Raw genomic sequence first — 24,276 nt, 5'->3', positions numbered from 1 at the left:
TCCGGGACGCAATGGGCCGGCAGACCGGTGTAGTCGCTGGCCTGTTCGGGCTGCCCGCCATGGATCGAGTTGATGTTCATCGTGGATTGCCGTGCGCCTTCGGGGACGACGGGCATCTCGGTCCAGCGCGCGGCCATGGCGGGGTAAAGCGTTTCTTCGAACGCATGCAGCACAGCGCCCATATGGCGCACGGCGCAATCCCCCAGAAAGGGCATCGAACCATGGGCAATTTCGCCTTTGGTTTCGATCTCGGCCCACCAGCCGCCGCGATGGCCCAAGCAGATGCGGTCCTTATTCAGCGGTTCGGGGATGATGACGTGCTGCACGCGTTTCGGGTCGAACCAGCCCTGCTCCGCCAGATAGGCCACGCCGCCATAGCCGCCGGATTCCTCGTCGGCGGTGCCGCTGATCTCGATGGCGCCTGCATAATCTGGGTGCTCCGCGATAAAGGCTTCGGCTGCGATGATCGACGCGGCCAATCCACCCTTCATGTCACAGGCGCCACGGCCATAGATCTTGTCGTCTTCCACTTCACCGCCAAACGGATCGCGGGTCCAGCCGTGGCCGACCTCGACCACATCGGTATGAGAGTTGAAGTGGATACATGGACCGGGGCGTGCGCCTTCGTGGCGGGCGACCAGATTCCAGCGCGGGTAGCGGTCGCTGTCGCCGGGGGCGCCTTCGGCGCGGACCCATGTCGTTTCGAACCCGGCGCGGGAGAGGCGCACGTCCAACAGGTCGCAAATCGCGGCGTAATTTTCACCGGGCGGATTGAGCGTCGGGATGCGAATCAGCTCTTGCGTCAGTGCGATCAGGTCCTCGCGTCTGTCGTCGATCCGTTGAAAGAGCCTGTCGCCCATCTGTCACCTCGCTTTTGCCGTCAGTGTTGCGGGGGTTGGCGGGCTTTGCAAGGCTCAGCGCCAGCGGAGTGGTGGCAACTGTCCAACCGGGATCGGCCCGATCAGCACGGTGCCGCGATTGAGTCCAAGGGTCACGTCAAGCGCGTCGCGGCTTCCGCCAAAGGTCGACAGCATGGTCAGCAGGTCGATCAGGCCTTCGCTCAGCGCCGGAGGAAGGTCACCCGCGTTGCGCGCGGCAGCGATGGCATCGCGCCAGTTCTCTGCGGTCAGAGTGACCTCTCCTGTGGCAAAGCCCGCACTGTCGAGGGTCGCATCGCCCGTGACCTTGAACGTGACTGCGCCATAGGAAATTTCGGATCGTGTAAGAGCAATGTCCGTAATCTGTATCGGTGACCCTGCAAGTGCGTCGAAGGTCAGAGGCTGGTCGACACTCAGTTCGAGTTCCGCCCGCATCGACGCGAGAGAGTCCGGACCGATATTTGGCACGCCTTCGGGCGAGGAGGCCGCGATGCTGCCAATGGACAGGGCCACCCTGTAAGACGACGGCGCAACATCAATCTTTTGCAGCGCCACATTGACGTCCGCCAGTGCCAAGGCTTGCTCAGGACCGCTCAGGTTCAGAACCTGCGCTTCAAGATTGCTGCGCACCAGATTGCCGTCCTCATGTATCACGCTTGCCCGAAGGCCGTCCGAGGCAACCGCGATCTCGCCGTCTGGCGTGGTCAGCGTTTGCGTGTCTGGCCAAGCGACGATCACATGTCCCTGCTTGTAGCTGAGTCCGAGTACCTGAAGGAACGGCGCCCGCCACCCCAGACTGCCATCGGCTGCAATGAGGACGGGATTCGTGATCGTCAAATCCGTGCGATTGGGAAACCCGCGGACCGTCAGGTCGGCATAGTCGGCCTGGATGCCAGCAGTGCGTTGTTCGGTGAACCATTCGGCCACGCTGCTGCGCAGATCCTGCGCGGCGTAAAACCACCAGCCACTATAGGCCAGTGTTGCCACGACGATCACACCAAGAAGACGTTTCACCCATGCACCCCCTTTTGTCCGCCGTGCCTTTGGTGTTTACCGCGCGCTGAAAGGCAGGACCAGCATCATGACGCTTTGGGTATTCGGATACGGATCGCTTTTGTGGAATCCTGGATTCACGCCGGTTGAAACGGCGCATGCGCGGCTTCATGGCTATGCGCGCAGTTTTTGCATGCGGTCGATCCATCATCGCGGAACCGAAGAAGACCCCGGTCTTGTTCTTGCGTTGGATGCCCATCCTGATGGGGCGTGTGATGGTCTGGCCATGCAGATGCCCGAGGCCGAGTATGACGCCATCATCGCGTATTTGCGCGAACGGGAACTGGTGTCTTCTGCCTATCTGGAGAAAGTCCTGCCCCTTCGCTTTGCGGATGGCCGCGAAGAGTTGGCGGTCACTTATGTGATCGACCCCGACCATGTGCAGTATTGCGGTTCACTTGATCTCGAAGAACAGGCGCAGATCATCGCGCGGGCGGTCGGTGGGCGGGGTCCGAACAGCGAATATCTGTTCAATACGGCGTCACATCTGGCCGAACTGGGCATTCCGGACGCAGAGTTGGACTGGCTTTGCGCGCGCGTGCGTCAGTTGATCGCTTAACCGCTTGGCGATTGGCGGCGAACCGCCTAGAGTTGCCACCGAACAACAAGAAACGCGTCAGGAACTGTCCGAATGGATCAGCCGGACATCGAGGCCGAGCCACAATTTTCCCAACCTGTCCGACAGGTGCTCATGATGCTCCTTGTTTTGGGGCTCACGGGGTTTGGCGGCTTTCTTGCCTTGCCACGGGTCTTGCCCGTTTTCGAAGCCAACCCGTATCTGAACGGGTTCATTGGCTTTGTATTCGTCATCGGGGTGCTGGCCTGTTTCTGGCAGGTCTGGCAGCTGATCCAATCGGTGCGCTGGATCGAGCATTTTGCCCAAGAGCGGGAACGCGGGTTTGAGAGCAAAGCGCCTTTGCTGCTTGCGCCCTTGGCGACACTTCTGCGGTCGCGCGGCAAGCGGATGCAGATCAACACGACCTCAACGCGATCCATTCTGGATTCCGTTGCGACCCGGATTGACGAAGCGCGGGAAATCACCCGTTACATCGTCAATCTGTTGATCTTCCTTGGGCTTCTGGGAACGTTTTACGGCCTTGCCACGACGGTGCCTGCGCTGGTGGATACGATCCGGGGCTTGGCACCGGAAGACGGTGAAACCGGGGTTGAGGTGTTCGCGCGTCTGATGAATGGGCTGGACAGCCAATTGTCCGGCATGGGCGTTGCGTTTGCGTCCTCGCTGCTTGGCTTGGCGGGGTCACTGGTCGTCGGGTTGCTGGAACTGTTCGCCGGGCATGGTCAGAACCGTTTCTATCGCGAGCTTGAGGAATGGCTGAGTTCCATCACCAAGCTGGGCTTTTCCAGTGGAGAGGGCGAGAGTGGCGGTGATCTGGGCACTGCCGGTATCATCCTTGATCAGATGGTCGAACAGATGGAAGGTCTCCAGAATTTGTTCGCCAAGTCTGAGGAAGGCCGTTCCGAAGTGGAATATCGGCTGGGTCAATTGAGCGATACGCTGGAGCGGATGACCGAACGGATGGAGGCAACCGCACCAAGTGCAACGGCCTTTGCCCGGATCGCGGACAGTCAGGATCGCTTGATCGACGTGCTGACGCACAAGACCGAAAATGAGGGGCTGGACGCGGAAAGCCGCATGCGGCTGCGGTCGATTGACGTTCAGATGCTGCGCATCCTCGAAGAGGTGGCGGCAGGGCGACAAGAGACCATGGCGGAACTCCGCACAGATCTGAACGCCATTGCCCGCGCGCTGGACCGTATGGCCCGCAATTCCGGACGCAAGACCGACAAGAGCGAGGGCTAAGCCATGGCTCTGTCACGGCGCACCGGAGCCAGGTTCCAGGCCTCGATCTGGCCCGGCTTTGTGGATGCGATGACCGGGCTTTTGCTTGTGCTGATGTTTGTGCTGACCATTTTCATGGTGGTTCAGGCAGTATTGCGAGACACCATCACCGGGCAGGAAAACGAGCTTAATTCGCTGTCATCCGAGATTGCCGAACTGGCCCGGGCGCTGGGCGTTGAACAGCAGCGGACCACCTCACTGACCAATCAGCTTGGCGAATTGAATGCAACGCTGGACAACACGCAGGCACGCCTTGCGGAACAAGAGGCGATCATTGCGTCCCTGTCGGCCACCCGCGACAGACAGGCGGCGGCGCTTCAAGCTGCGGATGCGCGGATCGCATCGTTCGAAGAGCAGGTAGCGGGTTTGCTGTCCGAGCGGGATACGGCGCGGGATCAGGTTGCGGAATTGACCGAAGCCCGGGCCCAATTGCTGACCGAACAAGAGGCGCTCAACCTCGCATTGGCAACCGCCCGCAGCGAGATCGACGAACAAGTCGAGGCGGCACGACTGGCAGCCGCACGCCGCGAGGCGCTTGAGGCTTTGGTTGCGGATTTGCGGGCCGAAAATGCCGAAACGACCGAGCAGGTCGGTGCGCTGACGGCGCAGGTGGCCGATCTGGAAAATGCGCTGAGTGATGAGGAAGCGGCCAAGCTGGCCGAAGCTGCAGCCGCGGAAGCGCTGCGCGCGCGGCTGGAAAACGCAGATGCGGAACTGACCGCGATGACCATGGCGCTTGAGGAACAGCGGGCGCGGGCCGAGGAAACGTTGACCTTGCTTGCGGCGGCGCGGAGTGCCGAGGAAGATCTCAATGCTCGCCTGGCCGCAGCGCTTCTAGAAGGCCGTGACACCGCAGACAGCTTGCAGGCGCGGCTGGATGCGGCCTTGGCCGAAAGCGAAGAGAAACTGGTGTCCTTGCAGGCGCAGTTGGACGCGACGGTTGAGCAGGGTGATGAGACGGAAGCAACTCTGCGCGCGCAACTGGCGGCACAGGCGACCCGGATTGCCGCACTCGAACAGGAAATCGCGGATGCGCAGGTGGATCGCACAACCCTGTCGTCGCTCGAGGCACGGTTGTCTCAGGCGTTGATCCGCGTGTCGGAGGCGAGGGCCCTTGAAGAGCGGCTTGAAGAACTGCGCGCAGAGAACGCCGCACTCAGCGCCGATCTGAGCGGGTCCGAACAAACGACCGCGGAATTGCAGGCCACGGCGGACGCCTTGCGGCAAGCATTGGCCGAGGCACAGGCCGAGGCGGCAGCACGCAGCGGCAGCGAACAGACACTCGAGCAACGGCTTGCGGCGGCCTTGGCGCAGCAGACGGCCACAGCGGCATCACTCGAAGAAACACGCGACCAGTTGGCCGCTGCTTTGGCGGCACAAATTGCGGCCGAGACATCCCTGGAAGATCGACTGTCCGAGTCCGAGCAACGTCAGCTCTTGCTGGAACAGGCCCGGGACAGGTTGGATGCGGAAACCCAGCGCGCGACCGAGGCGCAGCGTCAGACAGAGCTGCTCAACCAGCAGGTTGGCGCATTGCGCCGTCAGTTGTCGTCGTTGCAGGCGCTTCTTGATGAAGCGCAGGTGCGGGATACGGCGGCGCAGATCCAGCTTGAAAGCCTTGGCAGCGAGTTGAACACCGCCTTGGCACGTGTGGCCGCAGAAGAGCGGCGGCGGCGTCAATTGGAAGAGGCGGAACGCATCCGGCTTGAGGAAGAACGCCAGCGGCTGGAGGAAGAAAAGCAACGTTTGGCAGGGGAAAATCAGGACCTGGAGCAATACCGGTCAGAGTTCTTCGGCCGGCTGCGTGAGGTCTTGGGTAACCGTGAAGGCGTGCGGATCGAAGGGGATCGCTTCGTCTTTTCGTCCGAGGTTCTGTTCCCTTCTGCACAGGCCTCCCTTTCGCCGGAAGGCCGCGCACAGGTTGCGAATGTTGCTGCGATCCTGCGGGACGTGTCGCAGGACATTCCCGAGGGCATCAACTGGATCATCCGCGTGGATGGCCATACCGACAATGTGCCTCTTTCGGGACAAGGGCCTTTTGCCGACAACTGGGAACTTTCACAGGCGCGCGCCTTGTCGGTTGTCCGCTACATGATCGACGAACTGGGCATTCCGCCACGCCGGTTGTCGGCCAATGGATTCGGGGAATACCAGCCGGTGACCACCGAGGACACACCAGGGGCGCGGGCACAGAACCGGCGGATCGAACTCAAACTGACCGAACAGTAGCGCCTATTCGAGGGTGACGTCGGCATGGCGTACGGCTAGGATCGTGTTGCCTCGGACCAACCGGGCATATCCGCGATAGTCACCCTTGGGCCAACCGGTATCAGGCGCACGCCGCCCATAGGCGCGCATCGACTGTGCCTGATCCTGATCCAGCGTCGCTGAATGGTCGAACACATCACCCTCAGGGCCGGTCATCGTCAGTTCGATCCGGTCATGGGTGTTGCCCTGAAAGATATGGGCATAAAGCACCATCGTATCCGTCGGGGACAGGACGGTGCGGCGGGCTATTCCAGTTTGAACCGCATCGAGGTCTGGCACAGAGTCAGAGATGCCAACCGTAAAGAGACCGGCATCCGCATAGGGTGGCGTGTCCAGCCAGAGGTTTTCAAAGGGTTCGCTGCAGGCGTTGGCTTGGCTGGGCGCAAAGGGATCAACGATCTCTGACCCTTGAGTGATCGTCAGGTGTAGATGCGGGTAATTGGTCAGACCGCTCAGGCCAACCTCGCCCAGCAGTTGGCCTTGCACCACACGTTGCCCTGGTGTGACGCGCACTGATCCCAGCTTCATATGGCAATAGACGGATTGATAGCCGTTGCCGTGATTGATGCGGACGGCATTGCCGCATTCCTCTCCGTTCAGATCGGTGCCCGGCACATAGGGTTGATCGGGGCGCGTGTTGCGGATGGCCTCGACCCGGCCATCGGCTACGGCGATCACGCGGACGCCTGTCTCCATCTGCTCGAAACTGAGAAGGGCGAAATCGGTGCCGCTGTGGCCATCCCGTGTCTTCAGCCCGCAACGATAATCCGTGGCGGCCGCTGTTGGGTCAACGTCGGGATAATCCTCAATGACGCAGGTTTCGCCCAACACGCAGTCAAGCGGCATGCCCAGAAACGAAACGTCCGCCACAACAGGTGTGGCGGACGTGATGAGTATCGCGATCAGACAGCGGATCACTCCGCCGTCAGAAGTGGGGGTTTCTTGCTGGACAGGCGCGGATTTTCCGGACCGAAGGTTTCCAGCACCAGCTTGCCCTCTTTGACCGAGACCTTGACGACCCCGCCTTTTGCAAGCTTGCCAAACAGCAATTCTTCCGCGAGCGGTTTCTTGATGTCTTCCTGGATCACGCGGCCCAGCGGGCGTGCGCCCATCTTGTCGTCGTAACCCTTGTCGGCCAGCCATTCGGCTGCAGGCTTGGTCAGTTCGATGGTCACGTTGCGATCCATCAGCTGCGCTTCGAGTTGCAGCACGAACTTTTCGACGACTTGCAGGATCACCGACTTCGGCAGCGGTGCAAAGGAGATGACGGCATCCAGACGGTTGCGGAATTCCGGCGTGAACGTGCGTTCGATCGCGGCGGTATCTTCGCCCTCCCGACGGTCACGGCCAAAGCCAATCGCCGATTTCGCCTGTTCTGCTGCCCCTGCGTTTGAGGTCATGATCAGGATCACATTGCGGAAGCTGACGGTGCGACCATTGTGGTCGGTCAGCGAGCCGTGATCCATCACCTGCAACAGGATGTTGTAGACATCTGGGTGCGCCTTTTCGATCTCGTCAAGCAGCAGCACACAATGCGGATGCTGGTCGACGCCATCGGTGAGCTGACCACCCTGATCGAACCCGACATATCCCGGAGGCGCACCGATCAGACGGCTGACCGCGTGTTTCTCCATGTATTCGGACATGTCGAAGCGGAGCAGTTCCACACCCAGCGTGTCCGCCAGTTGCTTTGCCACCTCGGTCTTACCCACACCGGTCGGACCCGCGAATAGGTAGTTGCCGATGGGCTTTTCCGGTTCCCGAAGTCCGGCGCGCGCCAGTTTGATCGCCGAAGACAGCGCTTCGATGGCGGCATCCTGCCCGAAGACCACGCGCTTGAGCGAAGCTTCGAGATCCTTGAGCACCTCTGCATCGTCCTTGGACACGTTCTTTGGAGGGATGCGGGCGATCTTGGCCACAACGGCCTCGATTTCCTTGGCACCCAGCGACTTACGCCGCTTGGATTCCGCGACCAGATGCTGGGCGGCGCCAGCTTCGTCGATCACGTCGATCGCCTTGTCGGGCAGCTTGCGGTCGTTGATATACCGCGCGGACAGTTCCACAGCGGTCTTGATCGCCTCGGCGGTGTACTTCACACCGTGGTGTTCCTCGAAATAGGGCTTGAGGCCCTTGAGAATCTTGATCGTGTCTTCGACCGAGGGTTCGTTCACATCAATCTTCTGGAACCGACGGCTGAGCGCGCGGTCCTTTTCGAAGTGCTGACGGAATTCCTTGTATGTCGTGGACCCCATGCAGCGCAGCTTGCCGCCCTGAAGCGCGGGCTTCAGCAGGTTGGAGGCATCCATTGCCCCGCCAGAGGTCGCCCCCGCACCGATCACGGTGTGGATCTCGTCGATGAACAGCACAGCATCGTCGTGATCTTCAAGTTCCGTCATCACGGCTTTCAGACGTTCCTCGAAATCGCCGCGATACCGTGTGCCGGCCAGCAATGCGCCCATGTCGAGCGAATAGATGGTCGTCTTCGACAGAACCTCGGGCGTTTCGCCTGCCACGATCTTGCGCGCAAGACCTTCGGCAATCGCGGTTTTGCCAACGCCCGGGTCGCCCACGAGAAGCGGGTTGTTCTTGCGGCGGCGGCACAGAACCTGAATGCAGCGTTCCACTTCGGAATCGCGGCCGATAAGTGGGTCGATGTCGCCTTCGCGCGATTTCTTGTTCAGATCCACGCAGTACTTCGCCAGTGCGGATTCTTTCTGTTCGCCCTGCGGTTCCGCAGATTGCGTTTCTTCTTCGTTGTTCGACGCGCCGGTCACCGGGCGGCTTTCACCGTAGGCCGGGTTCTTGGCGACGCCGTGCGCGATGAAGTTCACCGCATCGTAGCGGGTCATGTCCTGGTCCTGCAGGAAATAGGCGGCGTTGCTTTCACGCTCTGCAAAGATGGCGACCAGCACGTTTGCCCCGGTCACTTCGCTGCGGCCCGAGCTTTGGACATGGATCGCGGCGCGCTGGATCACGCGCTGGAAGGCGGCCGTCGGCACAGCCTCGGAGCCTTCGATATCGGTCACGAGGTTCGACAGGTCATCGTCGATATAGTCGACGAGTGTCGTACGCAGCTCTTCCGTGTCGACCGAACACGCTTTCATCACGCGAACCGCGTCAGGTTCGTCGATCAGCGCCAGCAGCAGATGCTCCAGCGTTGCGAACTCATGCGACCTCGAATTGGCGAGAGCCAATGCCGAGTGAATTGCCTGCTCAAGAGTATTCGAAAATGAAGGCACGGTTGAGTGCTCCTTCTTTGTTTGTTGCGACGCACGCTACGACACAACTGTCATCTTCTTCTTAAACTGTGGTCGTTACCTACAAACCTTCAAGTTTTTTCTTCGTCTTGACGGGGTACAGGGGTGCGATTGCGCGCACGTTCTTGTGAAATTGCCTCAGAAGCGATCCTTTCGGGCGCGAATTTCGGCAAATACGTCAACCGGCTCTGCACCGATCATGTCCAAGTTGGCTTGGATGGCTGGGTCAGCGGCGCGCAGGAAGGGGTTTGTCGCCGCTTCTTCGGAAAGTTTGCTGGGAACCGTCGGTTCGTTGCTGTCACGCTTAGAATTTATGCGATCTATCCGGGCTTTCAAGTCGCCATTTTCAGGATCGATGGTGATCGCGAAGCGTGCATTGGCCTGCGTGTATTCGTGGCCCGAACAAATCAGCGTCTCCGGGTCAAGCGCCGCCAGCTTTTGCAGACTGTCCCACATCTGCGCCGCTGTTCCTTCGAACAGCCGACCGCACCCCAGGGCCATGAGGCTGTCGGCGGTAAAGGCATAGCCGGACGCAGCGGCGACGAAGGCAACATGCCCAATTGTGTGCCCGGATACGTCAAGAACGTCGATCACCTCTCCGCCGAACTCGAACCTGTCACCGTCTTCGACTTCGCGATTCAATAGGGGAAGCCGGTGCCGGTCGGCCTTGGCACCCGTGACCTTGGCGTCACATACTTTAAGAAGATCGTCCACACCGCCAATGTGGTCATGATGGTGATGGGTCAGCCAGATCTCGGTCAGAGTCCAGTTCCGCTTGGCCAATTCATCCAGAATGGGTTTGGCGTCGGGAACGTCGATACACGCCGTTGCACCGCTGTCGCTGTCGTGAAGCAGATAGGTGTAATTGTCCGACAGCGCAGGCAAGGTCACGAGTTCGAGAGGCATGGCGTTTCTTTCCGTGGTGGTTACATTAACGGCAACCTAGGCCAAAATGTTCGGAGGCCCAAATGCATCTCGACGTGCAGCGCTTGCACAGCTTCTACTATCGAAGTGCGATAGGTCGCGTGGCGCAGCGCGTTGTCCGGGATCAGGTGACCACGTTTTGGCCCGAAGCGAAACAGCAATCGGTGGGGGGCTTCGGGTTCGCGGTGCCTTTGCTGCGTCCCTACCTTGCCGATGCGCGGCGCGTGATTGGTCTTATGCCGGCACAGCAGGGGGTGATGCCGTGGCCAGCCGGGATGCCGAATGTGTCCGTGCTTTGCGAGGAAACTCTGTGGCCGATCGAGAACGGGCGCTTTGACAAGCTGATCCTGATGCACGGGCTGGAAACCTCTGAACGGCCCTCGGCACTGCTCGAGGAATGCTGGCGGGTTCTGGGGCCGGGCGGCAAGGCGTTGTTCATTGTGCCGAACCGGTCCGGACTTTGGGCGCGGTCCGATGCAACGCCCTTCGGGTTTGGCCGACCCTATTCGATGGGACAGCTTGAGGCACAACTCAAGGCGCACAACTTTGCACCGCAGCGGCACACCGCCGTTCTGTACCAGCCGCCGTCAACCCGGCGCTTCTGGATGAAGACCGGGCGCTTTTGGGAATCGATGGGGCGCAGCGTGTCCGCTCTTATCGCAGGGGGTGTCCTTATGGTGGAGGTCACCAAGACCAATCCGACACCGCGTGGCACAAAGGCGGGAAGTCGGGTGCTCAACCCGCTCGGGAACCTTGTGCCGACACCGTCGTCGAAACCGGCACGGGCCCGCGTGCAGGGAAAATCGGCCGCATTTGACCACGGCGATTTCTGACGCCGTTCACACTGTGCCCACTTTTTGTGCATGTGCAGCAAAAGGTGACAACGCGAGACAGGCTTGAAAAAGACGCTTTGCGCTAACAGGAATCGGCAAACATGACCAATCCGCTCGGAAAAGATGCAACTTTCTTACGCGCAATAGGTCGCACTTGTGGTTAACCCTTTGTAAAACAACAACATGTGGGTGCTTTCAAAATCACCATACCGTGTTGCGGGCTGAGGAAGCCTCTGCTACATCCGCACTGATTTCTATGCCATGCGGCATTTGCCAAACTGAAAACGCCTCTGACCACCGGTAATTCGGGGGATCGGAGGCAGAATAGCGGAAGGGTGGACGTGTCTGAATCAGCATCCATTTCCTCTGGCATCGCGGATCGCTATGCCAAGGCGGTCTTCGACCTCGCCAAAGAGGGTAAAGAGCTCGATAAGCTCGAAGCGAATCTCGACGATCTGTCGGCCGCACTTGCCAGCAGCCCGGAACTCACCGACCTGATCCATTCGCCGGTCTACAGCCGTGACGCGCAGTCCAATGCGATCACAGCGGTTGCAGCCAAGATGGGTTTGACAAAGACGATGCAGAACGTGCTGGCGCTGATGGCGTCCAAGCGCCGTCTGTTCGTCCTGCCGCAGATGATCAACCGTCTGCGCGACCAGATCGCGGAAGAAAAGGGTGAGGTTACGGCCGATGTCGTCTCCGCCGTCAAACTGACCGCCGCCCAGTCGAAAGAGCTTGCCAATACGCTCAAGACGAAAGTTGGCAAAGATGTTAAGATCAATGCGACCGTTGATGAATCCCTCATCGGCGGTCTTGTCGTTAAAGTGGGCTCGAAGATGATCGACACGTCGATCCGCTCCAAGCTCAACTCCCTCCAGAATGCAATGAAAGAGGTCGGATAAATGGGTATCCAAGCAGCCGAGATTTCTGCGATCCTTAAGGAGCAGATCAAGAACTTCGGGCAGGACGCCGAAGTCACTGAGGTGGGCCGAGTCCTGTCTGTTGGTGACGGTATTGCGCGCGTTTACGGCCTCGACAACATTCAGGCCGGTGAAATGGTCGAATTCCCGGGCGGAATTCGCGGCATGGCGCTTAACCTTGAAGCCGACAACGTCGGTATCGTGATCTTCGGTTCCGACCGGGACATCAAGGAAGGCGACACCGTAAAGCGCACCAAGGCCATCGTGGATGTGCCGGTTGGCGACGAGCTGCTGGGCCGCGTTGTGGACGGTCTGGGCAACCCGATCGACGGCAAGGGTCCGATCAAGACCTCCAAGCGTTCCATCGCGGACGTGAAGGCACCGGGCATCATCCCGCGTAAGTCGGTTCACGAACCGATGGCAACCGGCCTCAAGGCCGTTGACTCGATGATCCCGATTGGCCGCGGCCAGCGCGAACTCATCATCGGTGACCGTCAGACCGGCAAGACCGCTGTGGCTCTGGACGCGATCCTGAACCAGAAATCCTACAACGACGCAGCCGGCGATGACGAGAGCAAGAAGCTCTACTGCATCTACGTCGCTGTCGGTCAGAAGCGCTCAACTGTGGCGCAGCTGGTGAAGAAGCTCGAAGAGAGCGGCGCGATTGAATACTCGATCGTGGTTGCAGCAACCGCGTCCGATCCGGCGCCGATGCAGTTCCTCGCACCCTACGCGGCGACATCGATGGCCGAGCATTTCCGTGACAATGGCCGCCACGCGCTGATCATCTATGATGACCTGTCCAAGCAGGCCGTTGCGTATCGTCAGATGTCCCTACTACTGCGCCGTCCGCCGGGCCGCGAAGCGTATCCGGGTGACGTTTTCTATCTCCACTCGCGTCTGCTCGAGCGTTCGGCTAAGCTGAACGAAGACAATGGCTCCGGTTCGCTGACGGCTCTGCCGATCATCGAAACCCAGGGTGGCGACGTTTCTGCGTTTATTCCGACCAACGTGATCTCGATCACCGACGGCCAGATCTTCCTCGAAACCGAACTCTTCTACCAGGGTATCCGTCCGGCCGTGAACACCGGTCTGTCGGTGTCTCGTGTGGGGTCGTCCGCTCAAACAAGCGCGATGTCCTCGGTTGCCGGTCCGGTGAAACTGTCCCTCGCTCAGTACCGCGAAATGGCAGCCTTCGCCCAGTTCGGATCCGACCTCGACGCCTCGACCCAGCAGTTGCTGAACCGCGGTGCGCGTCTGACCGAACTGATGAAGCAGCCGCAGTATTCTCCGCTGACCAACGCGGAAATCGTCTGCGTGATCTTTGCAGGCACCAACGGCTTCCTGGACAAGATCCCGCTGGATCGCGTGAAGGATTTCGAAGCGGGTCTGCTTGGCCACCTGCGTGGCAAGCGTCAGGACATCCTCGATTGGATCACCAACGACGATCCCAAGATCAAGGGTGACGCCGCTGACAAACTCAAGGCCGCGATTGCCGAATACGCCGCCGACTTCTCGTAAGGAGACGAGGCAATGCCAAATCTCAAGGATTTGAAAAACCGGATCGCGTCGGTCAAATCGACCCGCAAGATCACCAAGGCCATGCAAATGGTGGCCGCCGCAAAACTGCGGCGGGCACAGGATGCTGCCGAAATGGCACGTCCTTACACAGAGCGGTTCAACGCCGTGATGGGTGCTTTGGCGGCCAGCGTTGGTGACAGCGACAGCGCACCGAAGCTGCTGAGCGGCACCGGCAAGGACGACGTACATCTGCTTGTCGTCATGACGGCGGAGCGCGGTCTGTGTGGCGGCTTCAACGCAAACATCGCGAAGCTGGCCAAGCAGAAGGCGTTGGAGCTCAAGGCCAAAGGCAAGACGGTCAAAATTCTGACTGTCGGCAAGAAAGGCCGTGAAGCGATGAAGCGGGACTTCGGCAACCTGTCTGTTGGCCATATCGACATGAGCGATGTGAAACGGGTCGGGTATGTGGATGCACAAGGCATCGCCAAGGAGATCCTTGGTCGCTTTGATGCGGGCGAATTCGACGTCGCAACGATCTTCTATGCGAAGTTCGTAAACGTCGTCAGCCAGGTTCCGACGGCCCAGCAGGTCATCCCGGCCTCGTTCGACGCGCCTGCGGAAAGCACGGCCGAAGCCAGCACGCTTTATGATTATGAGCCGGATGAAGAGGCGATCCTCGCCGATCTTCTGCCGCGCGGTGTGGCGACGCAGATCTTTGCGGCGCTGCTTGAAAACGGTGCCTCTGAACAGGGTGCCCGGATGAGCGCGATGGACAACGCAACCCGCAACGCGGGCGAAATGATCGACAAGCTCACCATCGAATACAACCGTTCACGTCAGGCCGTGATTACCAACGAACTGATCGAAATTATCTCGGGCGCTGAGGCGCTCTAAGAACCGGAGACGAAACATGGCAAACGCAAAAGGCAAAATCACGCAGGTGATCGGCGCCGTCGTGGACGTTCAGTTCGACGACCACCTGCCGGCTATTTTGAACTCGCTGACCACAGACAACAACGGCAAGAAGCTCGTTCTGGAAGTGGCACAGCACCTTGGTGAAAACACCGTGCGCACCATCGCGATGGACGCAACCGAAGGCCTCGTCCGGGGTCAGGAAGTTGTCGACACCGACGGTCCGATCTCGGTTCCGGTGGGTGCAGCGACACTCGGCCGTATTCTGAACGTCGTCGGTGAACCGGTGGACGAAGGTGGCCCGGTTGAAGCGGACGAATACCGCCCGATCCACGCGCCTGCGCCCGAATTCGCGGAACAGTCGACAGAGTCCGAAATCCTTGTCACCGGCATCAAGGTGATCGACCTTCTCGCACCCTACTCCAAGGGTGGTAAGATCGGTCTCTTCGGCGGTGCCGGCGTGGGCAAGACCGTTCTCATCATGGAACTGATCAACAACATCGCGAAAGTGCACTCGGGTTACTCGGTGTTCGCGGGTGTGGGGGAACGGACCCGTGAGGGCAACGACCTTTACCACGAAATGATCGAATCCAACGTTATCAAGCCGGACAACCTCAAGGAAAGCCAGGTGGCCCTTGTGTACGGTCAGATGAACGAGCCTCCGGGAGCCCGTGCACGTGTGGCCCTGACGGGTCTGACATTGGCCGAACAGTTCCGTGACCAGTCCGGGACTGACGTTCTGTTCTTCGTGGACAACATCTTCCGCTTCACACAGGCAGGTTCCGAGGTGTCCGCTCTCTTGGGTCGTATCCCGTCTGCTGTGGGCTATCAGCCGACACTGGCGACCGACATGGGTCAGATGCAGGAACGCATCACATCGACCAAAGCTGGCTCGATCACGTCGATCCAGGCCGTGTACGTGCCTGCGGACGACCTTACCGACCCCGCGCCTGCGACGACCTTTGCTCACTTGGACGCAACAACCGTTCTGTCGCGTGCGATTTCCGAGCTTGGCATCTATCCGGCGGTGGACCCGCTCGACTCCAACTCGCGTCTGATGGACCCGCAGATTGTGGGCGAGGAGCACTACCAGGTGGCGCGTGACGTTCAGGGGATCCTGCAGCGCTACAAGTCGCTTCAGGACATCATCGCGATCCTCGGCATGGACGAATTGTCCGAAGAGGACAAGATGACCGTGGCCCGTGCGCGCAAGATCCAGCGCTTCCTGTCTCAGCCGTTTGACGTGGCGAAGGTCTTTACAGGTTCTGACGGTGTTCAGGTTCCGCTCGAAGACACGATCTCGTCCTTCAAGGCTGTTGTGGCCGGCGAATACGACCACCTGCCCGAAGGCGCCTTCTACATGGTGGGCGGCATCGAGGAAGTGAAAGCCAAAGCCGAAAAGATGGCGGCAGACGCAGCCTAATCCGGGTGCTCATCAGCCCTCGCGGGCTTCCTCGCGAGGGTGCCCGTAAGGGCAGACGAGCGCACCACCCAAAAGGAGATCACCCATGGCAGAGACCATGCAATTCGATCTGGTCAGCCCCGAGCGCAGCCTGATGTCGGCGCAGGTCAAATCTGTGCAGATCCCGGGTGCCGACGGCGACATGACGGCGATGCCGAACCATGCGCCGCTCATCACCACTTTGCGTCCCGGCGTTCTTAGGGTCGAGACCGACAAGGGTATCGAGGAATTCGTCGTGACCGGTGGCTTTGCCGAGCTGGGCGAAGGCCTGTCGGTTCTGGCTGAACGTGCCGTGCCAAAAGCCGATGTCGATCAGGCCGCCTATGAGGCGATGGTCGACGAGGCGCATGCGGCTTACAAGCAGACCAAGGAAACCTTCAAGAACGAGCCCGGCCCGGTCGATGATGCAGCCAAGCTGCTGGCCGACATGGTCGCGGTGGGTACACATATCGGTCTGTCCACGAAGCAACCGTCGCTCTGATCCGAGTTCTGTTTCCAGATCAAAGGCCCCGCGACACCGCGGGGCTTTTTTCGTTTTGTGCCGTTTTGCCTTGCGGTAGAACGGCTAGACGTCAAGAGATGGTGCCATGCAAGTCATCAACAGTTCACGGATCGGGATCGCACAAGGCTCGGTTGATCTCTTCTCGGATTTCGAGGAGGGCGGCGAGATGTGGACAGGCGAAGGGTCACGCGCGCGCAGCCAATGGATCGCCTTTGATCAACGGTTTGCTGCTCCGCCCGTGGTGCATGTGTCGCTGACACTCTGGGACATGGACAGCGCTCACAACGTCCGGGCCGACCTTGCCGCCGAGAACATCTCGGAAACCGGGTTCGATGCCGTGTTCAGAACATGGAAGGACACTAAGGTGGCGCGTGTCCGGATCTCGTGGATTGCCGTTGGGGCGGTAACGGATGACGACGATTGGGATGTGACCTGAAGCGCAGAGCAAGCGCGTCAGGTGCAGCGCATCACAAGCCGGATCACATCAACCGACCGTCCCTTTTGTCCGCAGGGGCGACGACGCCCTGACTTACAGGATGCCTTCGTAAATCGGGCCCAGCGTTTCCGTCTCGAACAGGGAAGACACAGATGTGCCATTCCAGATGTTCAGGATCGCCTGCGCGAACATCGGTGCTGTCGGGACGATGCGAATGTTCTTCGCATTTGCAACGGCGTCGGTTGCCTGGATGGAGTCGGTGATAACGAGAGACTTCATCACCGAATTGGTGATCCGCTCGACCGCGGGGCCGGACAGAACGCCGTGGGTGATATAGGAATGCACTTCGGTTGCACCGTGTTGCATCAGGACCTCGGCTGCTTTGCAGAGGGTTCCGGCGGTGTCACAAATGTCGTCAACGATAATGCACTTCTTCCCGGTCACATCGCCGATCACGGTCATCTCGGCAACTTCACCGGGCTTTTCGCGGCGCTTGTCTACGATAGAAAGCGGCGCATTGATCCGCTTGGCCAACTCTCGCGCGCGGGCCACGCCGCCAACATCGGGGGAGACGATCATCACGTCCGATGTATCCCCTTTGAACTGCTCCAGAATGTCCAAAGCAAAGATCGGCGACGCATAGAGGTTGTCCACCGGGATGTCGAAGAAGCCCTGAATCTGGGCCGCATGCAGGTCCATTGTCAGAACCCGCTCGATCCCCGCTTCAACGATCATATTGGCCACCAGTTTCGCGCTGATCGGCGTGCGGGCCTTTGACCGGCGATCCTGACGGGCATAGCCGAAATAGGGGATCACGGCGGTGATACGCGCGGCAGATGACCGGCGCAGCGCATCAGACATGATCAGCAGTTCCATCAGGTTGTCGTTGGCCGGGTTCGACGTTGGCTGGATGATGAACATGTCTTCGCCGCGAACGTTTTCGTAGACCTCGACAAAGATTTCCTGATCGTTGAACCGTTCGACGCGGGCATCGACCAATCCCACACTCATGCCACGATACATGGTCATGCGTCGGGCAATCGCCTTGGCCAGAGGCATATTGCCATTGCCAGAAATCAGTTTGGGTTCATCAATGCTTGGCATGGCGGCAGGCTCCGTAGGCAGTCGGTTATGACAGATTCGTGACGTTGCGCTCGCCTTAGCATGGGCCTACCGTCGCGCAAAGCAACTGACGTCCGGAGGGACCAAATGGCCCACATTGATTACTTTTTCTCAACACTGTCGCCTTATGCCTATCTTGCGGGCACGCGGATGGAAGAGGTCGCCGCGAAACATGGCGCGACCATCACCTACAAACCACTCGACGTTGTTGCCCTGTTCGGGCGCACCGGCGGCACTCCGCCCAAGGAACGGCACCCAAGCCGTCAGGAACTGCGCGCACAGGAACTGACGCGTCAGTCGAAAAAGCTCGGGATGCCTTTCAACTTGCAACCGGCGTTCTGGCCCACCAACGGCGCGCCGTCGTCCTATGCCATCATTGCAGCGCAAAACGCAGGCGGCGGTGATCTGGGCAAGCTGGCGCACGGGTTTCTGCGGGCAGTCTGGGCTGAGAACAAGGACATCGCGCAGGATGACGTTGTCCGCGGCACGCTTGCCGATGCCGGGTTTGATCCGGCTCTGGCCGACAGCGGACTGCTCAGCGGGGCGGAAACCTATGCGGCAAATCTCGAAGAAGCCGCGTCCAGAGGCGTTTTTGGAGCACCGTTTTACATCACCGATGGCGACCAGCGGTTTTGGGGCCAAGACCGGATAGAAGACCTCGATCTGCATCTCGCCGGAAGGCTTTGATGCCGCACGACGTGAAAGTCGGGTTCCCGGTCTTCATCCGGTCGTTTGGCCATGGGCCAGAACCGGCGGTGCTTTTGCATTGCGCTTTGGCACACTCCAAAATCTGGACCCCGCTCGCCACTCTGTTGTCGGACAGACTTTCCATGACGGCTCCGGATATGCCCAGTCATGGCCGCAGTGCGCCTTGGGATCACCGCGGCGATTTGCACGATCAGGTCACAACGGTTGCCCGCGACTGCCTTGGTGACGGTGGGCATGTGATCGGGCACAGTTTTGGCGCAACCGTGGCGCTGCGGGTTGCGATAGAAGAACCGGACAAGGTGCGCAGCCTCACGTTGATTGAACCGGTGTTGTTTGCCGCCGCCAAGGAAAGCAATCCAGAGGTGTTCCAAAGCTACGTGAACACATCCCAAGGCTTTGGTGCGGCTTTGGCGCAGGGCAAATGGGCCTGCGCCGCAGCGAATTTCATTGGTATCTGGGGGGACGGTCGGTCTTGGGACAGCCTTAGTGAGAAAGAGCAGGCAGCGTTCAGCGCGCAAATGCCATTCATTTTGGAAACTGAGCCCTGTCTGATCGAGGACGCCAATGGTCTGTTGGCGGAAGGCAGGCCCGAGATGATACGATGCCCAACGCGGCTGATCCGTGGATCCGAAACCGAGCCGGTCATCGAGGCCATCCATGCAACGCTGGAGCGGCGCATTCCGAACGCAGTCGATGTGGTTGTGGATGGGGCAGGACATATGGTGCCGATCTCGCATCCTGACGCGGTTGCAAAGCTGGTTGCCGAGATGATCGGGGGCTGACCCCTTGCAAGACCGGGTTCGGTGCGCCATCTACGCCGTGACTGGACGGTAACGGCGACAGGAGACGCAGATGATCGAACTTGGACAAAGCCCGGCCGCGGCTGATCTGATCAAGGACGTATCGCAGGATGCGTTCATGGCCGAAGTGATCGACGGAAGCATGCAGACCCCGGTGATCGTGGATTTCTGGGCGCCGTGGTGTGGACCGTGCAAGACGCTCGGCCCGATGCTCGAAGGCGAGGTGACCCGCGCCCGTGGTGCGGTCAAGATGGCCAAGGTGAACGTGGACGAGGCGCAGGGACTGGTGCAGGCACTGGCCCAGCAAGGTTTGCCCATCCAGTCGATCCCGACCGTGGTGGCCTTTGTCAAAGGGCGCCCGGTGGACATGTTCCAAGGAGCGCTGCCTGCATCCGAAATCAAGGCATTCGTCGAGCGCGTGATCAAGGCAGCCGGTGGTGATGCAAGCGGCGGTCTGGATGATGCGGTTGAAGCTGCCGAAGAGATGCTGGAGGCAGGCGCGGCTGAAGACGCGATGCAGACTTTTGCAGCGGTCCTCGAAGAAGACCCATTGCATGCCCGTGCCTATGCAGGTCTCGTGCGGTGTGCGATCGCTGTCGATGACCTTGATCAGGCTGAAGCCATTCTGAACGGCGCACCGGCCGAGATCTCCGGCAAACCCGAACTTGAGGCTGTGCACGCCCAACTCGAACTTGCCAAGCAGGCTAGCAATTCTGGCCCGGTGGCCGAATTGCAAGCTGCCGTAGAAGCGGACCCAGACAACCATCAGGCGCGGTTCGATCTGGCGCAGGCCCTTTACGCCAAAGGGGATGGGCAGGCCGCCGTCGATCACCTTCTCGAACTGTTCCGCCGGGATCGCGAATGGAATGAAGGTGCTGCCAAAGCCCAGTTGATGACGATTTTCGAAGCGCTGAAACCCAACGATCCGGTGGCTTTGAACGGTCGTCGAAAATTGAGCTCGATGATATTTGCCTGATCGTTCGGTCAGGCTACGTCACTGCCCATGACAAGAGTCACCGAATTGCCCGGGTCCATTCCCGTGTTTCCGTTGCCCGGGGCGCTTCTGCTGCCCCGCGCCCGGCTTCCGTTGCATCTGTTCGAGCCGCGCTACCTGCAAATGCTTGAAGATGCTCTTAAAACGCCATCCCGTCTGATCGGGATGGCGCAACCCAATGCGCGACCGAAAGGCGACAAGGGTGCTTTGCATCGCATCGGGTGCGCCGGGCGTGTCACCCAGTTTTCGGAAACTGAAGACGGGCGCTACATGATTACCTTGTGCGGGATTTCACGGTTCCGGATCGGAGATGAGGTTGAAGGATTTACGCCCTATCGCCGGTTCGAGGTGAATTGGGATGGGTTTGATCGCGACCAAGGCGGACCGGAGCATGATCGCGGGTTCGATCGCGATGCGTTTCTGGACCTGTTGGACCGATACTTTTCGGCGCGGGATCTTTCCGCCGATTGGGCGACACTCAAAGATGCCGACAATGAACTTCTGATCAATTCGCTGTCCATGTTGCTGGATTTCGAACCGGAAGAGAAGCAGGCCTTGCTCGAAGCGCCGTCGCTGTCCACGCGCCGTGAAACACTGGTCACGCTGATCGAATACGCGCTGCGCGGCGGCCAGTCCGAGGATATCCTGCAATGACCGAATTGCCGGGTTTTGATCGCAAGATGCTTGAGGCGCTTGTCTGCCCGCAAACGCAGGGGCGGCTTGAATATGATGCAGCCAAGCAGGAGCTCATCAGTCATTCCGCGCATCTGGCCTACCCGATCCGGGACGGCATCCCGATCATGCTGATCGACGAAGCGCGGGATATCGACTGACCGTCCGCTGACGAATTGACAGACAGGGTGCCCTGCGATACCTCGCCGATCTTTCAGATATGCGAGAGGCAGAATGGCACGCAAACGCAAGGGGCGCGATATATCCGGTTGGCTGGTGGTGGACAAACCCGCAGGCCTGACCTCGACGGCCGTGGTCAACAAAGTCCGCTGGGCGTTCGATGCCAGGAAGGCAGGCCATGCCGGAACCCTTGACCCCGAAGCGACGGGTGTTCTTGCGGTTGCCCTGGGCGAAGCCACCAAGACGGTGCCCTATATCACAGATGCCCTCAAAGCCTACGAGTTCACAATACGGTTCGGACAGGCGACCCGTACGGATGATGCCGAAGGAGAGGTGATCGCAACCTCGGATCTGCGGCCGTCTGACGACGAGATCAAGGAAGCGCTGCACCAGTTTGTCGGGGACATCCAACAGGTCCCTCCGCAGTTTTCGGCGGTCATGATCGACGGCGAACGCGCCTATAAGCGCGCCCGCGATGGCGAGGACATGGAGATCGCGGCGCGTCCCCTGTTCGTCGATGAACTGACCCTTCTCGACCGACCGGATCCGGACCATGCCGTGTTGATGCTGGTGTGCGGCAAAGGCGGTTATGTGCGCTCCATCGCCCGCGATTTGGGCGAGGCGCTGGGGTGCCTTGGTCATGTTCTGCGGCTCCGCCGGGTCTGGTCTGGCCCATTTGAGGCCGAAGACGGCCTCAGCCTCGAACAAGTAGACGCCCTTGCCAGAACGCCGGAACTGGACAGCCATCTTCTTCCTTTGGAGGAAGGGCTTGCAGATCTTCCGGAGTTGACCTGCACGCCCGAGGCCGCTGCCAAGTTGCGCAATGGCAATCCGGCAATGGTGATCGCCTCCGGGGTCGAATACGGCGATGAGTGCTGGGTGTCCTGCGATGGAGTTCCGGTTGCCGTGGGACGTTACAAATCAGGCGAAGTGCACCCGTCGCGCGTTTTCGTCACCGCATGACCGCCCTGCCGTCAGAGCTGCACAACGTATTGGTCTACCGGTCCCACGAAGCCGAAGGGTGTTTGTCGCAGGTCTGGTATTCGCAGTGCGACCAATACCGTTACGGCTTGTCGCGGGTTTGGGACAACGCCAAGCCCAGTCTCTTGTTCATCATGTTGAACCCATCCACGGCAGACGAGCACCGCAATGATCCCACGGTCGCGCGATGTGAAACGCGTGCGCGTGCGATGGGGTTTGGCGGTGTCATGGTGGCAAACCTCTTTGCCTATCGCGCCACCCGCCCAGAGGATTTGAAGCAGGCGACTGCGCCATGTGGCGATGCGAACGATGCCGTTTTGGATCACTGGCTTCACGTTGCCGGGATGAGTCTGGCCGCTTGGGGGGTGCATGGCAGCCACGAGGGCCGGGGCCGGGAACTGGCGCGGAGGATCACGGGGCCGCTCTATCATTTGGGATTGACCAAAGACGGTCATCCCCGCCATCCGCTTTATGTTTCTTTTGCGACTGCGCCCATGGAATGGCGTTTCCAACATCGCTATTCTGAGGGGTGATCCTTCGAATTTTACGCTTCTTATCCGCTAGGCGAAGCTGAGGTGAGCGATTGTTTACAGCTTTGACGTATGGCTGAGCGGCGATCTGAAGGATGTGGGCCAATATGCTGTTCGTTGCGGGGTCATTTCTTGGCGGCATCACCCAAGTCTTGCGAATATGTGCTGCGCAGGCGCGGTCTTTCGGACGCGGCCATAGGATTCCGTCACCTGTGGACTGGCCGGATGTTCCGATCGACGCCATCGGCCTTTTCCGCCGTACGGGCAGAATCCACCAGAAAGGCTCTCGTCCGCGCTCGCCTGTTCGGCTCGCGTCTTATGAGGACGTCGAGGAGTTTCTTTGCGCACAGACAGGTTTGCTGGCTGGCCATCCGCCGAAAATCACCTTGCGGCTGTGCGGCGGGGATCCTGATTGGACAGAGGTTCTGATGGATGGCGCATGTCTGGCGCAAGTGCCCACCGCCAAACTTGTTGCCAAAACGAGATGTGCCAGAGGTTTGCAAACAGCACGGTGGCAATAGACGGCGACAGCAAGGATAAGGGCCTTCCAAAACTGAAGTTTATCGCCTATACGCCCGCATCCGTACATCGTGCGGAGATTCTCCACGGGCCCTGCTGGACGACATCCCGGCTTGTGCCATTCACTCAAACCTTCGAAAGGAGATCCCGATGTCGATCACTGTTGAAGAAAAGAATCGCCTGATCAAGGAATTCGCAACCAAAGACGGCGACACCGGTTCGCCCGAAGTCCAGGTTGCCATCCTGACCTCGCGTATCGCTACCCTGACCGAGCACTTCAAGACCCACAAGAAAGACAACCATTCGCGTCGTGGTCTGCTCAAGCTGGTTGCGCAGCGTCGTAAGCTTCTCGATTACACCAAAGCCAAAGACGAAGAGCGGTATCAGAATCTGATCCAGCGTCTGGGCATTCGCCGCTGAGGATTTTGGACATCCTCATGTGAATTGCAGGGGATATTCGAATATGGCCGCGCAATCTTTGCGCGGCTTTTTCTTTTTGCCCTGGTCGAAATATTGAGGTGCTGGGCGTAATGAAACCTTAATCTGTTTCCCCGAATTTTCGCAGAAAATTCGGGGCCTGCGAACAAGAGTGTTTGCCATCCACAAAGTGCGGTCAATCGGATCATGCGGGAAACAGAGCAGGCTTGGGCGGCATCACAATCAACGCTTAACCGGGGCGTCCGAACAGATGACGATGAATTGACCTGCACATTCAAGCAGATGAAATCCGCGTCCCTCGACTTCGCAGATGAACCGCTCCCGCCCGATTTCGCGTTCCACCCACGGCACTGCGCGTCGCACAATTCCGCCTTTTGCAACGGCCTTTGCAGCAAAAACCTGTTCGATCCATTGATCCGGGATGTGACGGTCTACGACTTCCATAAACCACCCTTGCCCATGCAGGGTTAAGCCGACGTAAAGACATGTCAGATCCCTTTCCAAA

General features: G+C 59.6%; 25 protein-coding genes. 18 read left to right on the top strand and 7 right to left on the bottom strand.

Translation table 11 applies throughout. The features are described from left to right. Together JJ869_RS04970 and JJ869_RS04965 are read right to left on the bottom strand one after the other, a co-directional pair. Window positions 1–860, bottom strand: an 860-nt coding sequence (locus JJ869_RS04970; protein ID WP_292264992.1) for an acetylornithine deacetylase/succinyl-diaminopimelate desuccinylase family protein, incomplete at its 3' end; no start/stop codon positions are given. Between the two features lie 54 nt (window positions 861–914). Further along, window positions 915–1,892: a DUF2125 domain-containing protein gene (locus JJ869_RS04965; protein ID WP_292264990.1), complete on the bottom strand. Its 978-nt coding sequence runs from the start codon at window positions 1,890–1,892 to the stop codon at window positions 915–917. Between the two features lie 67 nt (window positions 1,893–1,959). Here JJ869_RS04965 and JJ869_RS04960 point away from each other — a divergent pair, with 67 nt between their 5' ends. The 3 genes from JJ869_RS04960 (at window position 1,960) to JJ869_RS04950 (ending at window position 6,021) form a co-directional block, all read left to right on the top strand. After that, a complete protein-coding gene (locus JJ869_RS04960) occupies window positions 1,960–2,490 on the top strand; it encodes a gamma-glutamylcyclotransferase (protein ID WP_292264989.1) in 531 nt (176 codons plus the stop codon). A gap of 72 nt (window positions 2,491–2,562) precedes the next feature. Then, the gene (locus JJ869_RS04955) at window positions 2,563–3,753 is read left to right on the top strand and encodes a biopolymer transporter ExbB (RefSeq protein WP_292264988.1); all 1,191 of its coding nucleotides are present in this window, start codon (window positions 2,563–2,565) and stop codon (window positions 3,751–3,753) included. A gap of 3 nt (window positions 3,754–3,756) precedes the next feature. Continuing rightward, the gene (locus JJ869_RS04950) at window positions 3,757–6,021 is read left to right on the top strand and encodes a peptidoglycan -binding protein (protein WP_292264987.1); all 2,265 of its coding nucleotides are present in this window, start codon (window positions 3,757–3,759) and stop codon (window positions 6,019–6,021) included. Window positions 6,022–6,024: 3 nt separating this feature from the next. On the opposite strand, the gene JJ869_RS04945 is transcribed toward JJ869_RS04950, so the two are convergent. The 3 genes from JJ869_RS04945 to gloB all read right to left on the bottom strand — a co-directional run bounded on the left by JJ869_RS04945 (window position 6,025) and on the right by gloB (window position 10,223). After that, window positions 6,025–6,978 (bottom strand): M23 family metallopeptidase, encoded by a 954-nt coding sequence (locus JJ869_RS04945; RefSeq protein ID WP_292264986.1) that lies wholly within the window; start codon window positions 6,976–6,978, stop codon window positions 6,025–6,027. Further along, window positions 6,975–9,299: an ATP-dependent Clp protease ATP-binding subunit ClpA gene (clpA, locus tag JJ869_RS04940; protein ID WP_292264985.1), complete on the bottom strand. Its 2,325-nt coding sequence runs from the start codon at window positions 9,297–9,299 to the stop codon at window positions 6,975–6,977. The genes JJ869_RS04945 and clpA overlap by 4 nt, the downstream gene beginning before the upstream one ends. A 156-nt stretch (window positions 9,300–9,455) precedes the next feature. Next, a complete protein-coding gene (gloB, locus tag JJ869_RS04935) occupies window positions 9,456–10,223 on the bottom strand; it encodes a hydroxyacylglutathione hydrolase (RefSeq protein ID WP_292264984.1) in 768 nt (255 codons plus the stop codon). Window positions 10,224–10,285: 62 nt separating this feature from the next. Between gloB and JJ869_RS04930 the strand changes: the two genes are divergently transcribed. The 7 genes from JJ869_RS04930 to JJ869_RS04900 all read left to right on the top strand — a co-directional run bounded on the left by JJ869_RS04930 (window position 10,286) and on the right by JJ869_RS04900 (window position 16,827). Then, a complete protein-coding gene (locus tag JJ869_RS04930; protein ID WP_292264982.1) occupies window positions 10,286–11,074 on the top strand; it encodes a methyltransferase domain-containing protein in 789 nt (262 codons plus the stop codon). Window positions 11,075–11,409: 335 nt separating this feature from the next. Further along, window positions 11,410–11,976, top strand: coding sequence for a F0F1 ATP synthase subunit delta (locus JJ869_RS04925; protein ID WP_292264981.1), 567 nt, complete (start codon window positions 11,410–11,412; stop codon window positions 11,974–11,976). Further along, complete coding sequence (gene atpA, locus JJ869_RS04920; RefSeq protein ID WP_292264979.1) at window positions 11,977–13,515, top strand: F0F1 ATP synthase subunit alpha; 1,539 nt, start codon at window positions 11,977–11,979, stop codon at window positions 13,513–13,515. A gap of 12 nt (window positions 13,516–13,527) precedes the next feature. Then, the gene (locus tag JJ869_RS04915) at window positions 13,528–14,409 is read left to right on the top strand and encodes a F0F1 ATP synthase subunit gamma (RefSeq protein ID WP_292264978.1); all 882 of its coding nucleotides are present in this window, start codon (window positions 13,528–13,530) and stop codon (window positions 14,407–14,409) included. Window positions 14,410–14,425: 16 nt separating this feature from the next. After that, the gene (gene atpD / locus JJ869_RS04910) at window positions 14,426–15,850 is read left to right on the top strand and encodes a F0F1 ATP synthase subunit beta (RefSeq protein ID WP_292264977.1); all 1,425 of its coding nucleotides are present in this window, start codon (window positions 14,426–14,428) and stop codon (window positions 15,848–15,850) included. An 85-nt stretch (window positions 15,851–15,935) separates the two neighbouring features. Further along, entirely contained in the window at window positions 15,936–16,370 is a 435-nt protein-coding gene (locus JJ869_RS04905; RefSeq protein ID WP_292264976.1) for a F0F1 ATP synthase subunit epsilon, read from the top strand. Between the two features lie 106 nt (window positions 16,371–16,476). Next, complete coding sequence (locus JJ869_RS04900) at window positions 16,477–16,827, top strand: H-type lectin domain-containing protein (RefSeq protein WP_292264975.1); 351 nt, start codon at window positions 16,477–16,479, stop codon at window positions 16,825–16,827. A gap of 93 nt (window positions 16,828–16,920) precedes the next feature. Here JJ869_RS04900 and JJ869_RS04895 read toward each other — a convergent pair whose 3' ends face one another. Beyond that, entirely contained in the window at window positions 16,921–17,931 is a 1,011-nt protein-coding gene (locus JJ869_RS04895) for a ribose-phosphate pyrophosphokinase (protein ID WP_292264974.1), read from the bottom strand. A 105-nt stretch (window positions 17,932–18,036) separates the two neighbouring features. Here JJ869_RS04895 and JJ869_RS04890 point away from each other — a divergent pair, with 105 nt between their 5' ends. From JJ869_RS04890 to rpsO, 8 genes are all read left to right on the top strand, one after another. Next, window positions 18,037–18,636: a 2-hydroxychromene-2-carboxylate isomerase gene (locus tag JJ869_RS04890; protein WP_292264973.1), complete on the top strand. Its 600-nt coding sequence runs from the start codon at window positions 18,037–18,039 to the stop codon at window positions 18,634–18,636. After that, window positions 18,636–19,439 carry an alpha/beta hydrolase gene (locus tag JJ869_RS04885; protein WP_292264972.1) on the top strand — a complete coding sequence of 268 codons (804 nt, stop codon included), beginning with the start codon at window positions 18,636–18,638 and terminating at the stop codon, window positions 19,437–19,439. The genes JJ869_RS04890 and JJ869_RS04885 overlap by 1 nt, the downstream gene beginning before the upstream one ends. Window positions 19,440–19,509: 70 nt before the next feature. Beyond that, on the top strand, window positions 19,510–20,433 hold the full coding sequence (locus JJ869_RS04880; RefSeq protein ID WP_292264971.1) for a co-chaperone YbbN: 924 nt from the start codon (window positions 19,510–19,512) through the stop codon (window positions 20,431–20,433). A 27-nt stretch (window positions 20,434–20,460) separates the two neighbouring features. Further along, on the top strand, window positions 20,461–21,105 hold the full coding sequence (locus JJ869_RS04875) for an LON peptidase substrate-binding domain-containing protein (protein ID WP_292264970.1): 645 nt from the start codon (window positions 20,461–20,463) through the stop codon (window positions 21,103–21,105). Then, window positions 21,102–21,284 carry a Trm112 family protein gene (locus JJ869_RS04870; protein ID WP_292264969.1) on the top strand — a complete coding sequence of 61 codons (183 nt, stop codon included), beginning with the start codon at window positions 21,102–21,104 and terminating at the stop codon, window positions 21,282–21,284. Before JJ869_RS04875 ends, JJ869_RS04870 begins: the two co-directional genes overlap by 4 nt. 73 nt (window positions 21,285–21,357) lie before the next feature. After that, a complete protein-coding gene (truB, locus tag JJ869_RS04865) occupies window positions 21,358–22,266 on the top strand; it encodes a tRNA pseudouridine(55) synthase TruB (protein ID WP_292264968.1) in 909 nt (302 codons plus the stop codon). Further along, window positions 22,263–22,817: a DUF1643 domain-containing protein gene (locus JJ869_RS04860; protein WP_292264967.1), complete on the top strand. Its 555-nt coding sequence runs from the start codon at window positions 22,263–22,265 to the stop codon at window positions 22,815–22,817. Before truB ends, JJ869_RS04860 begins: the two co-directional genes overlap by 4 nt. Window positions 22,818–23,483: 666 nt before the next feature. After that, window positions 23,484–23,753 carry a 30S ribosomal protein S15 gene (rpsO, locus tag JJ869_RS04855; protein WP_292264966.1) on the top strand — a complete coding sequence of 90 codons (270 nt, stop codon included), beginning with the start codon at window positions 23,484–23,486 and terminating at the stop codon, window positions 23,751–23,753. Window positions 23,754–23,993: 240 nt separating this feature from the next. Here rpsO and JJ869_RS04850 read toward each other — a convergent pair whose 3' ends face one another. Next, window positions 23,994–24,215, bottom strand: a complete 222-nt coding sequence (locus tag JJ869_RS04850) for an N-(5'-phosphoribosyl)anthranilate isomerase (RefSeq protein ID WP_292264965.1) — start codon at window positions 24,213–24,215, stop codon at window positions 23,994–23,996. Window positions 24,216–24,276 lie beyond the last annotated feature (61 nt).

Origin of the sequence: Marivita sp. (assembly GCF_017643905.1) — a bacterium.
GTDB lineage: Bacteria > Pseudomonadota > Alphaproteobacteria > Rhodobacterales > Rhodobacteraceae > Marivita.
The sequence above is the reverse complement of the archived record's forward strand: the minus strand, read 5'-3'. Positions and strand labels throughout refer to the sequence as shown.

Bases quoted from the DNA above. Each gene is read 5' to 3' on its own strand.
- JJ869_RS04900 (WP_292264975.1), top strand. From the start codon at position 16,477: ATGCAAGTCATCAACAGTTCACGGATCGGGATCGCACAAGGCTCGGTT.
- JJ869_RS04955 (WP_292264988.1), top strand. From the start codon at position 2,563: ATGGATCAGCCGGACATCGAGGCCGAGCCACAATTTTCCCAACCTGTC.
- JJ869_RS04930 (WP_292264982.1), top strand. From the start codon at position 10,286: ATGCATCTCGACGTGCAGCGCTTGCACAGCTTCTACTATCGAAGTGCG.
- JJ869_RS04885 (WP_292264972.1), top strand. From the start codon at position 18,636: ATGCCGCACGACGTGAAAGTCGGGTTCCCGGTCTTCATCCGGTCGTTT.
- truB (WP_292264968.1), top strand. From the start codon at position 21,358: ATGGCACGCAAACGCAAGGGGCGCGATATATCCGGTTGGCTGGTGGTG.
- JJ869_RS04905 (WP_292264976.1), top strand. From the start codon at position 15,936: ATGGCAGAGACCATGCAATTCGATCTGGTCAGCCCCGAGCGCAGCCTG.
- JJ869_RS04890 (WP_292264973.1), top strand. From the start codon at position 18,037: ATGGCCCACATTGATTACTTTTTCTCAACACTGTCGCCTTATGCCTAT.
- atpD (WP_292264977.1), top strand. From the start codon at position 14,426: ATGGCAAACGCAAAAGGCAAAATCACGCAGGTGATCGGCGCCGTCGTG.
- JJ869_RS04850 (WP_292264965.1), bottom strand. From the start codon at position 24,215: ATGGAAGTCGTAGACCGTCACATCCCGGATCAATGGATCGAACAGGTT.
- JJ869_RS04880 (WP_292264971.1), top strand. From the start codon at position 19,510: ATGATCGAACTTGGACAAAGCCCGGCCGCGGCTGATCTGATCAAGGAC.
- JJ869_RS04870 (WP_292264969.1), top strand. From the start codon at position 21,102: ATGACCGAATTGCCGGGTTTTGATCGCAAGATGCTTGAGGCGCTTGTC.
- JJ869_RS04875 (WP_292264970.1), top strand. From the start codon at position 20,461: ATGACAAGAGTCACCGAATTGCCCGGGTCCATTCCCGTGTTTCCGTTG.
- atpA (WP_292264979.1), top strand. From the start codon at position 11,977: ATGGGTATCCAAGCAGCCGAGATTTCTGCGATCCTTAAGGAGCAGATC.
- JJ869_RS04950 (WP_292264987.1), top strand. From the start codon at position 3,757: ATGGCTCTGTCACGGCGCACCGGAGCCAGGTTCCAGGCCTCGATCTGG.
- JJ869_RS04960 (WP_292264989.1), top strand. From the start codon at position 1,960: ATGACGCTTTGGGTATTCGGATACGGATCGCTTTTGTGGAATCCTGGA.
- gloB (WP_292264984.1), bottom strand. From the start codon at position 10,223: ATGCCTCTCGAACTCGTGACCTTGCCTGCGCTGTCGGACAATTACACC.
- rpsO (WP_292264966.1), top strand. From the start codon at position 23,484: ATGTCGATCACTGTTGAAGAAAAGAATCGCCTGATCAAGGAATTCGCA.
- JJ869_RS04860 (WP_292264967.1), top strand. From the start codon at position 22,263: ATGACCGCCCTGCCGTCAGAGCTGCACAACGTATTGGTCTACCGGTCC.
- JJ869_RS04895 (WP_292264974.1), bottom strand. From the start codon at position 17,931: ATGCCAAGCATTGATGAACCCAAACTGATTTCTGGCAATGGCAATATG.
- JJ869_RS04915 (WP_292264978.1), top strand. From the start codon at position 13,528: ATGCCAAATCTCAAGGATTTGAAAAACCGGATCGCGTCGGTCAAATCG.